Origin of the sequence: Novosphingobium aerophilum (genome assembly GCF_014230305.1) — a bacterium.
Taxonomy (GTDB): Bacteria; Pseudomonadota; Alphaproteobacteria; order Sphingomonadales; family Sphingomonadaceae; genus Novosphingobium; species Novosphingobium aerophilum.
Map to the genome: position 1 here is coordinate 95638 of NZ_JACLAU010000001.1, position 12442 is coordinate 108079.

At 68.8% G+C, this 12442-nt stretch carries 9 protein-coding genes; 6 read left to right on the forward strand and 3 right to left on the reverse strand.

Going from position 1 to position 12442, the window contains the following annotated elements; all coding sequences use genetic code 11:
• Positions 1-59: 59 nt before the first annotated feature.
• Positions 60-2630 (reverse strand): beta-glucosidase family protein, encoded by a 2571-nt coding sequence (locus H7F49_RS00430; RefSeq protein WP_214647583.1) that lies wholly within the window; start codon positions 2628-2630, stop codon positions 60-62.
• A gap of 481 nt (positions 2631-3111) precedes the next feature.
• On the opposite strand from H7F49_RS00430, the gene H7F49_RS00435 reads away from it, so the two are divergent.
• Positions 3112-4278 carry a glycerophosphodiester phosphodiesterase family protein gene (locus tag H7F49_RS00435; RefSeq protein WP_328806406.1) on the forward strand — a complete coding sequence of 389 codons (1167 nt, stop codon included), beginning with the start codon at positions 3112-3114 and terminating at the stop codon, positions 4276-4278.
• A 297-nt stretch (positions 4279-4575) separates the two neighbouring features.
• Here H7F49_RS00435 and H7F49_RS00440 read toward each other — a convergent pair whose 3' ends face one another.
• Positions 4576-5598, reverse strand: coding sequence for an IS110 family RNA-guided transposase (locus H7F49_RS00440; RefSeq protein ID WP_185681590.1), 1023 nt, complete (start codon positions 5596-5598; stop codon positions 4576-4578).
• Positions 5599-5709: 111 nt separating this feature from the next.
• Between H7F49_RS00440 and H7F49_RS00445 the strand changes: the two genes are divergently transcribed.
• From H7F49_RS00445 to H7F49_RS00465, 5 genes are all read left to right on the forward strand, one after another.
• A protein-coding gene (locus tag H7F49_RS00445) for an IS5 family transposase (RefSeq protein WP_185681906.1) occupies positions 5710-6476 on the forward strand; the annotation gives its coding sequence in 2 pieces (ribosomal slippage) (positions 5710-6034 and positions 6034-6476; 768 coding nt in all).
• A 124-nt stretch (positions 6477-6600) separates the two neighbouring features.
• The gene (locus H7F49_RS00450; RefSeq protein WP_185681591.1) at positions 6601-7194 is read left to right on the forward strand and encodes a TetR/AcrR family transcriptional regulator; all 594 of its coding nucleotides are present in this window, start codon (positions 6601-6603) and stop codon (positions 7192-7194) included.
• A 66-nt stretch (positions 7195-7260) separates the two neighbouring features.
• The gene (locus H7F49_RS00455) at positions 7261-8928 is read left to right on the forward strand and encodes a M20/M25/M40 family metallo-hydrolase (protein WP_185681592.1); all 1668 of its coding nucleotides are present in this window, start codon (positions 7261-7263) and stop codon (positions 8926-8928) included.
• A 123-nt stretch (positions 8929-9051) separates the two neighbouring features.
• On the forward strand, positions 9052-10827 hold the full coding sequence (gene ggt, locus H7F49_RS00460) for a gamma-glutamyltransferase (RefSeq protein ID WP_235981491.1): 1776 nt from the start codon (positions 9052-9054) through the stop codon (positions 10825-10827).
• A 9-nt stretch (positions 10828-10836) separates the two neighbouring features.
• On the forward strand, positions 10837-11367 hold the full coding sequence (locus H7F49_RS00465; RefSeq protein WP_185681593.1) for a GNAT family N-acetyltransferase: 531 nt from the start codon (positions 10837-10839) through the stop codon (positions 11365-11367).
• A 66-nt stretch (positions 11368-11433) separates the two neighbouring features.
• On the opposite strand, the gene H7F49_RS19850 is transcribed toward H7F49_RS00465, so the two are convergent.
• Positions 11434-12333, reverse strand: coding sequence for a sensor histidine kinase (locus tag H7F49_RS19850; RefSeq protein WP_214647584.1), 900 nt, complete (start codon positions 12331-12333; stop codon positions 11434-11436).
• Positions 12334-12442: the final 109 nt, after the last annotated feature.

Sequence of the window (12442 nt, forward strand, 5' to 3'; positions counted from 1 at the left end):
ATCCGCTGGGCCCTGGCCTACAGCAGGCGGGCAGGCAAGGCCCATGGCTGTCTTCGGGGTCAGCGGGTGAACGTCCCCGCCAGCGCCAGGTCGGCCGGCGCCGACGAGGTGCCGAGCCAGACCTTGAACGTGCCCTGCGGGATCACCCAGCGCTTCTCGGCCTCGTTCCAGACCGACAGCGGGTGATGGCTCGCGCCCGGATCAAGCGTGATCGCCGCCTCGCCCGAGGCGCCGGGTGCGAGGTCCAGGCGGGCGAAGCCGATCAGGCGCTTCGGCGGCTGCGGCAGGCCCGGGGCAGGCGGCAGGGTGACGTAGGCCTGGACCACCTGGGCCCCGGTGCGCGGGCCGGTGTTGCTCACGCGGACCCGGGCCGTCCAGGTCCCCTTGGCGGCATCGGCCTCCAGCCGCGGCTGCCCCAGGGCGAAGCGGGTGTAGGACAGGCCATGGCCGAACGGGAAGGCGACGCAGGGATTGCGCCCGGCCACCACGCCGCAGCGACCGTCCGCGTTGGCGTCATACCAGCGGTAGCCGATCGCGAGCCCTTCGCTGTAGGTCACGGTCTGGGTCTTGCCATCGGACCCGACCACGCCGGGGAACTGGGCGGCGGTTATCCGGTCGAGGAAGCCCTTGCCCGTCAGGGGGATCGTCACCGGGAGCTTGCCGGCCGGATTGGTCCGCCCGAACAGGGCATCGGCGACGATGTTGCCGTCCTCCTGTCCGGGCAGCCAGGCCTCCAGGATCGCCGGGCCGCGCGGGCCGACCAGGCTGGCCGGCAGGGACGGACCGGCGTTGTCCTTGAGCACCAGCACCGACTTGGCGGCCATGGTCCGGCCCGAGGTGGAGCGCGCCGCCATCAGGGCGGCGATCATGTCGGTGGTGCGGCTGTTCCTGGCGACGTTATCGCCGGTCGTCGTCGCGATGTGGTTCGAGCGGCGGGCGTACCAGTCGAGGGTGCTGCCAGCGGCGGCGGGCGCCGCGAGCTGGTGGCCGCTGGCATCGGTGAAGGTGGCGCGATCGGCCCCTTCCTCGGCCACGGTGCCGGCCATGATCACCACCGCCTCGGCCTTGCCCGCCAGCGCGAGCACCTCGGCGAAGCTGGCCGGTTTGCCGTCGACCGTCGCCGTGCGGTTGTCATCGTCAACCAGCACCAGTTGCGCCCGGCTGCCATCGGTCATGGCCTGACGCAGGCCGTCGATCGGCGCGACCGTGTAGTTCGGCACGACGTCCGAACTGCCGCCGCCACCGCCCATCGGTTCCCCGACGACCGATCCTCCGGCTACGGCCTGCTGGGCATAGACCTGGCTGGCCTTGCCGATCAGCACCACCGACCTGGCGGCAGGGTTCAAGGGCAGCGCGCCATTGTTCTGCAGCAGCACCACCGACCGCGCGCCGATCTCGCGCGCGGCCTTGCCGCCGGCCGCGAAGTCGATCGGCTGGTGCACCACCGGGCGATCGAAGATCCCGGCCTTGAACATCTGGGTGAACCGCCGCACCAGCGCCGTATCGACCTGCGCCTCGTTGAGCGCCCCGCTGCCCAGTGCGCCGCTGATCTTTTCCGGGGCCCAGTGGATCGGCAGGGGCATCTCGTGGTCCAGCCCGTTGGCGAGGGTGGCGACCGTGCTCTTGGTGGCGAAGAAGTCCGACTGGACATAGCCGCTGAACTTCCAGTCGCCGCGCAGCACGTCGGTCAGCACTTCGCGGTTCTCGCAGGCCGACTGGCCGTTGAGATAGTTGTACGAGCACATCACCGCGGCGACCTTGCCATCCTTCACGGCCATCTCGAAGGGCAGGAGATAGAGCTCGCGCAGGGCCTGGCGATCGACCGTCTCCTGGATCTGCATCCGGTTGGTCTCCTGCTCATTGGCCACGTAATGCTTGACCATGGCGATCAGGCCGCGGTCCTGGATCGCCTTGATCTCGGCCGTGGCCATGGCCCCGGCAAGGTAAGGGTCCTCGCCGAAATACTCGAAATTGCGGCCCAGGATCGGCAGGCGCGCCAGGTTGACCCCCGGCGCCTCGAACACGTGCAGGCCCAACTGGTTCATCTCGTTGGCGATCACTTCGCCGAACCGGGCGGCGACCGCCGGATCGAAGGTGGCCGCCACGGCCGTGGCCGAGGGCAGGGCGGTGGCCTTGGCCGAGCTGGGGTGGCCATAGGCGGCCGAAATCACCCCGAAGCCCGGAATGGTCAGCGGCTTGTTCGCCACCTCGGGCGAGACGCAGTCGTTCTGGCCGAGCCCGACCGGGCCGTTGGTGATGCGGAACGTGGGGATGTTGAGCGCCGCGATCGCGCTGACATGGCGACCGCCGAAGCATTGCGGCAGCTCGGGCAGGATCTCGGGCTTGGCCCCGGTGAGCTGCTGCAGCTTCTGCGGCAGGGTCATCGCGGCGACCAGCATCTTGGCACGGCGGTTGGCGACCGCCTCGCGCCCGGCGTCACCGGCCGCGGCGGCCTGTTCGGCCACGATCGCCGGGGTCATCCACGGGTTGACCGGCGCCGGAACCGCCGTGGCAGCCGGAGCCGCTGCGGGAATCGCGGCAGGAACCGGGGCGGGGGCCGCGGCCGCGAGGGGGCTCGCGATCGCGGCACAAGCCAACAGGGCGGCCCGGAAGGGGATTGTCGCAGCCATGGAATCACTCTCCGTTGTGTCGGATTTTTTGGTAAGACCGATTATGGCCAGCCCCCCATCTTTGGTCAACCGCCATCTGGCGTGAAATTTCAGAGGCAAAACCAACCGGTTTGATCGATGGGGTCGGGCGCGGGGGTCGGCCTTGCCGATTTCCGGGAGTCGGCACTCCCGTTATTTGGACTTACCAAAATGCCGCCATATCCGGATCGTGCCCTGACCGACTGGAAAATCGAGGCGTATCGTTGCGGCCCGGCCCGGAGGCCCATTGTCGACAAGGGTGCGATGACCCGTCACCATCCCGCAGGCGTTGCCGTTGCCCGGCTGCCACCAGATTGCCATGGACCGGGGTTAAGGCTGGCCAGACCCGGATCAGCCCGATGGACGCCCGATGGAAGAATGCGATGATGGCCTTGCCGCTGCCCGCCACCCCGGCTCCGATCCGTCCCGCGGGTCGCGGCCGCAATTCAGGGGAGAGTTCACCGTGCAGCCTGACATGACCCGGCGCGGCGTGCTGCGAAGCGGCGGGGTGCTGACCCTGGCCAGCGCGCTTTCCTCGCGGGCCGCCGCCCTGCCGCCCGCTGCCAATCCGACGGGCCGGGCCAGCGGAGCCCTGGCGCGCCCCGATCGGCCGCTGCTCCTTGCCCATCGCGGTTGCTCGGCTCGGCGGCCGGAACACACCCTGGGCGCCTATGCCCAGGCCATTGCCGACGGTGCCGATTTCATCGAGCCCGATCTGGTTGGGACCAGGGACGGTTGGCTGGTCGCGCGGCACGAGAACAACATCGCCGAGACGACCGACGTGGCCGACCGGCCCGAATTCGCGGCACGCCGGACCACCAAGACCATCGACGGCGTGGCGCAGCAGGGCTGGTTCACCGAGGATTTCACCCTCGCCGAACTGCGGACCCTGCGCGCGCGCGAACGGCTCGTCGGGATGCGGGCCGAGAGCCATGCCTATGATGGCATGTTCCGGTTGTGCACCTTCGCCGAGATCGCCGACTTCGTCGCGGCCGAGGCCACGGCACGCGGGCGGACCATCGGCCTGGTGCCCGAGATCAAGCACTCGACCTTTTTCGCCGGGATCGGCCTGCCGCTCGAACCGCGGTTCCGGGCCGAGCTGGCGGCCAGCCGGTATCTGCGCGAGGCCCCGGTGATCGTGCAGTCGTTCGAGGTCGGCAACCTGAAAGCCCTGCGCCGCGATCTTTCCGGTTTTGCCAATGTCCGCCTGATGCAGCTTGTCGACGATCCGGACGGGGCACCATGGGACTGGCGGGCGGCGGGCCTGACCACGACCTATCGCGACATGCTGACCCCTGCGGGCCTGACCGAGATCGCCGCCTATGCCGACTATGTCGCGCCGAACATGCGCCAGTTGATCCCGCTCGGCCCGGGCGACCGCCTGGCCGCGCCCAGCGGGCTGGTCGAGGCGGCACACGCGGCCGGCCTGCTGGTCGGGACCTGGACCTTCCGTCCCGAGAACCGCTACCTCGCGGCCGACTTCCGCGACGGTAGCGAGCCCGGCGCGCGGCACGAAGCCGGCAGCATCGCCGAGATTCGCCGCTATCTCGCCACCGGGCTCGACGCCTTCTTCACCGACGATCCGGCGCTGGGGCGGATCGCCCGCGACGGTAATGGCTTTACGGCCTAGGTTCTGTACCTATAAAGCTTGATGTGAAGGCCGAAGCTTGATTCATGTGTGGACGCCCCCCGTTGGACAAGAGTGATTTTCAACGGATGATGTTTGCCTGGTCAGGTTCATTCATGTGTCCGGCCTGTCCGCGCGGCGCGAAAGGCCGCTGGCCATGATGGTGTCGGTGGATCGGAACCTCATCAAGGTGCCGCGCTGTGAGCGCGTTGAATCAGTCAGGTTCTTCCGATCCCCGGCATGACCGGGTTGGCATCATTCGTTTCGTTCTCTCCTGCCCAAACTTGTTCTGCGCATGCTTCAGGCGGTGGCCGGAGCCGCGCGGTAATTCTCTTCTCTCGTCATGACAGCCCAAGCAATCCGCGCTGTTTTGTTAGCAACGGCGACGCTTACTAGCCTTGCCGGCTTGCGTTCGAGCAGCTGAGCTGCCCAGGCGCTGACTGTCGTTGTCTTGCGGCGCGTGTAGCGAATGACGGCGGTGGCGCCGACGACAAGGAGGTGGCGTAGATAGCGGTCACCCATCTTGGATATTCCGCCCATCCGCTCTTTACCGCCCGAGGAATGCTGTTTGGGCACAAGCCCGAGCCATGCGGCGAATTGGCGGCCTGAGCGGAAGACTTTTGCGTCGCCAACGGTAGCTGCAAGTGCTGTGGCGGTAATGAAACCAATGCCCGGTATAGTCTCCAGCCGACGGCATATGGCATTGGCGCGATGCCATGCCAGCAGCTCGATCTCAATCGCGCGGATCTGTCGGCTTAGGCCCTCGATCATGCCGGCGATCAGCAACAGTGTCTGTCGAGCAAGTTCCGGTATCGGCGCTGTGCCGTCAGTCAGCGTCTCGACCAGGTCGCGGACATGTGCGCGACCCTTGGGAGCGATGACCCCATATTCCGCCAGGTGCGCCCGCATCGCGCTTACTTGCGCTGTCCGCTGCCGAACCAGCAGATGACGGGCGCGGTGCAACATCAGGACGCTTTGGGCATCGGCTGATTTAATCGGCACGAACCGCATCGTCGGTCGCGTTACGGCCTCGCAGATCGCTTCGGCATCTGCCGCGTCGTTCTTGTTCCGCTTCACGTAAGCCTTCACATAGGCTGGCGGCATCAGCCGCACCTCGTGACCGAGCGCCTGAAGTTGGCGAGCCCAATGATGCGCCGTCGCGCAGGCCTCGATCCCGATCAGACACGGCTCCAGATCTCCGAGCAGCGCAAGTAATTGATCGCGTTTTACCTTTCGGCGCAGCACGGCGCGGCCATCGCCATCGACGCCATGAAGCTGGAAAACGTTCTTCGCAATATCGAGGCCTATCGTGGTAATCTCCATGTGGGCGGCTCCCTCTTACTGATGGTCTATGACAGCACCATCATGGCACGACTCGATGCCGTTGGGTGGGGGCCGTCCACCTCATCAAGGCTGCTGAAAGGAGCCCTGATGATGGCGAGGTATGATCTGTCCGAAGCTGAGTGGCGATTGATTGAGCCCCTGCTGCCGAACAAGCCGCGAGGTGTTCCGCGAGTGGATGATCGGCGGGTGATCAACGGGATCTTCTACGTGCTTCGGACGGGCTCGCCGTGGCGGGACCTGCCCGAGCGCTACGGTCCGTATACGACGGTGTACAACCGCTTCAACCGGTGGGCGAAGGCCGGTGTGTGGCTGCGCATATTCGAGACCTTGGCGGCGCAGTCGCCTCAGTCGCTGCACCTGATAGACAGCTCCATCATCCGCGCTCACCAACACGCCGCCGGTGGAAAAAAGGGGGTCCGGATCACGCCATTGGCCGTTCTCGTGGCGGATTGAGCACCAAGATCAACGCGCTGGTAGACGAACAGGGCCTGCCCGTCAGGATCGTGCTCTCGGCGGGCCAGGCGTCTGACAAGACCGCCGTGCCCGCTCTGATCGAAGGTCTGCCCCCGGCCAAGGCACTGATTGCCGACCGCGGCTACGACGCTAAAGCCATCATCGACCTGGTGCGCGAAGCCGGTGGCGAGGCACACATCCCGACCCAGAAGGACCGCAAGGTCCAGCGCTCCATAGACAAAACGCTTTACCGTCAGCGCAACTTGGTCGAACGCTTCTTTTGCAAGCTCAAGCACTTCCGAGGCATCGCTACTCGCTTCGCTAAGCTCGCCAGAAACTTCCTCGCCGCCGTAATGCTCGCCTCAACCCGCCTGTGGACCCGAGCTTATGAGTCCACTACCTAGGCCCCCTCTCGCCGCGCCGCACGATCCGCCGCAGCAGACCATCGGTTTGCCCCGCTGTAATGGACGTTGTTCAATTCTTCACCTATCGGGTGGGCACCAGGCAGCGCTGCAGGACGTAGGAGCCATGGGCCGCAGGTCCGATCACACCCGGGAGGAACTGGCCGAACTGATCGTCGCGGCGGGACACGCGCATCTGGCCGAGGCCGGATTCGCCCGGTTCTCCGCGCGCGAAGTGGCCAAGCGGATCGGCTATTCGATCGGTACGCTCTACAACGTGTTCGGCAGCTATGATGGGCTGATGCTGGCGATCAACGGGCGCACGCTGGACCTGTGGCATACCGAGCTGGCGGCGCGGCTGGACGAGGCGCCGGGCGATCGGCTGACCGCGGCGATCGGGGCCTATTTCGACTTCGCCCTGGCAAACCGCCACGCCTGGACCGCGCTGTACGATTTCCGCCTGCCCGAAGGCACGCCATTGCCGCCGTTCTATGCCGAGAAGGTGGCCGCGATCACCGGGCTGGTGGTCGCCGAGGTGGCAGCGGCACTCCCCCCGGCGCGCCGCGCGAGGGCCCCCGATCTGGCCCGCTCGCTCCTCGCGACGGTGCACGGGCACTGCTTCTTCGCGCTCAACGGCACCTTCGCGCTGCTGGGCGAGTCCGATCCGCTGGCCGCAGCGCAGGCCCGTGTGCGCGAGGCGGTGGCGGCGGCAGCCCAGTGACGGCGCAGAGAGGGCGGGGCGCCGAATAGGTCTGGACCGGTCGTTGCCACGGGCTAGACAGGAGGCATGACCAGACCGCTGTCCCGACTGCTCGCCCTGGCCCTTGCGGCCGCCTTTGCCTCCGCCTCCGCTGTGACCGCCGCTGCCACTCCGCCCGTTGCGCCCGATGCCGGGATCGCGCCCGAGCGGTTGTCCGCCGATGTGAAGACCCTGGCCTCCGAAGGCTTCGCCGGCCGCGCGCCGGGCACCGCGGGCGAGGCGAAGACGGTCGACTGGCTGGTCGGCCAGCTCAAGGCGATCGGACTGGCGCCCGGCGGTCCTGACGGGGCCTGGACCCAGCCCGTGCCGCTGGTCCGCACCCAGTTGGGCGCCGGGCCGGTCACGGTTGCCGGTGGCTCGCAGCCGATCGATTGGGTCCAGCAGCGCGATGTCTACCTGAGCACCGTCCGCGCCGCCGAGCGGGCCCGGGTGGCCGCGGCGCCGCTGGTCTTCGTCGGCTATGGCGTGACCGCGCCCGAGCGCGGCTGGGACGATTTCAAGGGGGTCGACCTGAAGGGCAAGGTCGCGGTTGTCCTGATCAACGATCCGGACTTCGAGGCCGCCGCGGGCGAGCCGGTGGCGGGGCGCTTCGGCGGCCGCCGGATGACCTATTACGGCCGCTGGATCTACAAGTTCGAGGAAGCCGCCCGGCGCGGGGCGATCGCGGCGCTGATCGTGCATGATACGCCGGGCGCGGGCTATGGCTGGAACACCGTGGTCGCCCCGGGTGGCGAGAATTACGATATCGCCGCCGCGCCCTACCGGGTGGCCCTGCAGGGCTGGATCGAGGGCGAGGCGGCGAGCCGCCTGTTCGCCGCAGCCGGGCTGGACCTGGCGGCGCAGCGGCTGCGCGCCCGTTCACCCGATTTCCGCCCGGTCGAACTGGGGCTGACGCTGTCCGCCGATCTGCCGGTCACGCACGAGACGCTGATGAGCCGCAACGTCCTGGCCAAGTTGCCCGGGGCAAAGCGTCCGGGTGAAGTGGTGATGTTCGGCGCCCACTGGGACGCCTATGGCCAGGGTGCGCCCGATGCGCAGGGTCGCACCGTGCGCCCGGGCGCGAATGACGATGCCGCCGGGGTGGCCGGCCTGCTGGAGATCGCGCGGGCGTTCCGCCGCGGCCCCCGCCCGGACCGCAGCGTGGTCTTCGCCTTCTGGACCGCGGAGGAGCGTGGCCTGCTCGGGTCCGAAACCTATGCCAACCGCCCGGTCTATCGCGCGGCGGACACGGTCGCCAACATCACGCTGGATATCCTCCAGACCGGCGGACCCGCGCGGGATGTTATGCTGGTCGGGCAGGGGCAGAACGGCCTCGAGGACGATCTGGTCGCCGCTGCGGCGCGGCAAGGTCGCACGGTCACGCCCGAAGCCCTGCCCGAACGCGGGCTGTTCTACCGCGCCGACCACTTCCCGCTGGCCAAGCTCGGGGTGCCGACCCTGCTGTTCATGGCGATCAGCGGTGCGCCCGATCTGGTGCGCGGCGGGCGCGGGGCCGGGCAGGCCTGGCTCGAAGGCTATATGCGCTGCTACCACCAGACCTGCGACGACTGGAACCCGGGGCTCGATTTCACCGGTGCTGCGCAGGACGTGGGCCTGGCCTACCAGGTCGGGCGCGACCTCGCGATGTCGACCCGGTGGCCGCAATGGCGCGAGGGCTCGGAGTTCCGCCAGACGCGGACCGCCGACGGGCGCTGAGCCCGCTCCCCGGTCGGGCACAATCCGGCACGGAGCCCCCGGTGCCCTTGCGCCGGGACAGAGGCTTGGGCATTTCCCAGGGCTCGGTTCGCGGCGGATCCGCCGTGGCAGGAGGAGAATGCCATGCGCCTGTTCGCCCAACTCGTCACGATGGTCGCCGCGGCGGCGCTGGTTCCGGCGGTCCTGCCCGGGCTGGTTCCCGCCGTCTCGGCCGCCTCGCGCGAGCCGGTGGCCGCTGACAACGGCATGGTCGTCTCGGCCCACCGGCTGGCCAGCACGGCCGGGGTGGAGGTGCTGAAGCGCGGGGGCAACGCGATCGATGCGGCGGTGGCCGTGGCCTATGCCCTGGCCGTGACCTATCCCGAGGCGGGCAATATCGGCGGCGGCGGCTTCATGACCATCCGGCTGGCCGACGGGCGGGAAACCTTCATCGATTTCCGCGAGACCGCCCCCGCCGCGGCCGGGCCCACGCTGTATCAGGATGCCGCGGGCAAGGTCATCCCCGGGCAGAGCACGCGCGGCTACAAGGCGGTCGGCGTGCCGGGCACGGTGGCCGGGCTCGAGCTGGCCCTGACGCGCTATGGCACGCGCCCCCGTGCCGAGCTGATGGCTCCGGCGATCGCGTTGGCCCGGGACGGGTTCGTGCTCGACTCCGGCGATGCCCGGTTCCTCGCCAGCGGGGCGGAGGACTTCGCCCGCGATCCGGGCTCGGCGGCGATCTTCCTCAACCGGGGGCAGCCCTGGCCGGCGGGGCACCGCCTGGTCCAGAGCGATCTGGCCGCTGCGCTGGCGCTGATCGCCCGCGATGGGCCGGCGGCCTTCTACACCGGGCCGATCGCGCAGCGGATTGTCGCGGCCTCCCGCGCCAACGGCGGAATCCTCGCGCCGGGCGACTTCGCCGCCTATCAGGCGGTCGAGCGCCAGCCGATCACGTGCGAATACCGCGGCTGGCGGATCGTCTCGGCCCCGCCCCCCAGCTCGGGCGGGGTGGTCCTGTGCGAGACGCTCAACATCCTCGAAGGCTATCCGATGGCCGCGCTCGGCTTCCATTCGGCGCAGGGGGTCCATTACGAGGTGGAGGCGCTGCGCCGGGCCTTCCATGATCGCAACACCCAGCTGGGCGATCCGGCTTTCGTCAAGCTCGACGTCGCCCGCTTCACCGACAAGGGCTATGCCGCCCGCCAGCGCGAGGGGATCGCGCCGGACAAGGCTACGCCTTCGGCCAGCCTCGGCCTGCCGACGGCCCTGCCGGAGGGGCAGAGCACCACTCACGTCTCGATCGTCGACAAGGCGGGCAATGCGGTCTCGCTGACCTATACCCTCAACGACTGGTTCGGCGCCCGGGTCACCGCACCGGGCACGGGGATCTTGCTCAACGACGAGATGGACGATTTCTCGGCCAAGCCCGGCGTCCCCAACATGTTCGGCCTGGTCGAAGGGAGCAACAACGCGATCGCGCCGGGCAAGCGGCCCCTGTCCTCGATGTCGCCCACCATCGTCACGCGCGACGGGCGCCTTGCCATGGTGGTCGGCACCCCCGGCGGCAGCCACATCCCGACCGGCGTGCTCCAGGTGATCCGCAATGTGGTCGATTACGGGATGGACCTGGCCGAGGCGGTCGAAGCCCCGCGCATCCACGCGCAGTGGCTGCCCGACGAGGTCGCCTACGAACGCTTCGCGCTGAGCCCGGACACGATGGCGGCGCTGAGCGCCCGCGGCCACCAACTGGTCGAGATGGGCTATCACAACCAGATCGCCGCGATCGTGGTGGGGCGGCCCGCGGCGGGTCCGGCTGCCGCCGATGACCGGCCCATCGGTGCTCCGGCCAACGGCGCCACGGCACGGCTTTACGGGGTGATCGATCCGCGTCTCCCCACGGGCAGCGCCGAAGGGTATTGAGCCGCGCCGATGTTCACGCACCGCATCGCCACCGAAGCCGACCTGCCCGCGCTGCGCGCGCTGATGACCCGCGCGATCGAGCAGTTGCAGGACGATTTCCTCTCCCCTGCGCAGGTCCGCGCCAGCCACAAGGTGATGGGGCTCGACACCCAACTGGTGAAGGACCGGACCTACTTCATGATCGAGGAGGACGGGCGTCTGGCCGGCTGCGGCGGGTGGAGCTTCCGCGCCACCCTCTACGGTGGTGACGACAGCGTGGTGGCGCGCGAGCCGGTCCGGCTCGATCCTGCGACCGATGCGGCCAAGGTCCGGGCCATGTACACCGAACCGGCTTTCGCCCGGCGCGGGGTGGGCAAGCTGCTGCTGGCGCTGTGCGAGGACGCGGCGCGGGCGGCGGGGTTCGGCCGGGTCGAGCTGATGGGCACCATGGCCGGCGTGCCGCTGTACCGCGCCTGCGGCTACACGCCGGTGCGCGAGGTGCAATCCGCCCCGATCGATGGCGTGACGGTGCCTCTGCTGCTGATGACCAAGCAGCTCTGAAGCCGTTTCCCCTGACGCGGCAGCGGGCCGCTTTCCACCCATGTCGCCGCGCTGGGCGGCGGGGTGTCAGGCCAGGGCGGGCAGCTCGAGCCGGAAGGTCGTGCCGAGCCCTTCGCGGCTGTCGCAGGCGATCGTTCCGCCATGGCGGCCGACCACGGTCATGACGAAGGCCAGCCCCAGTCCCGTTCCGCCTGCGGGGGGCGTGCCGGGACCGCTCCGCAAGACCCCGCCGGTCGCAAACCGCTGGAACAGGCCCGGCAGCCGGTCGGCCGGGATGCCCGGGCCGTTGTCGCTGATCGCGCAGACCGCGCGCTCGCGTCCGGCGCGCGCGATCGCCAGCCGCACCGTGCTGCCGGCGGGACTGAACCGCACCGCATTGTCCAGAAGGTTGATCAGCGCCCGGGCGAGCAGCGAGGCTTCCCCACGGACCGGCAGGTTGTCCTCGCCGCTCGACAAGGCCAGCGTCACCCGCCGGATGCCGGCCTGGGGCGCCAGGGCATCGACCGCATCCTGCGCGATGCCGACCAGGTCAACCTCGTCGAGCCGGTAGTGCGGCATCTGCGCGCGCGACAAGTGGACCATGCCGTCGGCCAGCGCGAGGGTGCGCCGGGCGTTGCTCTTGATGCGCTGGATCAGATCGGGGTTCCACGGCGTTGCCGGATCGTCGAGCAGGGCCAGGATCGAGGCCTGCGGCGCGCGCATGTCGTGCGACAGCAGGTCGATGAACTCGTCGCGCTGGCGCTGCAGTTCGCGGATGCGCTCGGTCTGGCGGGCAAGCAGCAGCGACACCGACAGTGACAGCACCCCGGGGCAGATCGTGCCGAAGATCCAGTAGGGCAGCGGAATTTCGAGGCCGGGGAAGCGCGAGATGGCGAACATCAGCACCAGCGTGACGCTGATCGAGAAGACCACCGATGCTGCCACTCTCAGCCACATCGGCCTTACCTGCACCGGCTTGGTCCGCACTGGTTTGTTTCCTTCTCCCGTTGCTCTTCTGGCATGCGTGGGGAGGCTTGCCTATCGGTCTATTACAATTGCACAATATCGGCACGAAAGACGGCCCACGAGGGCATGG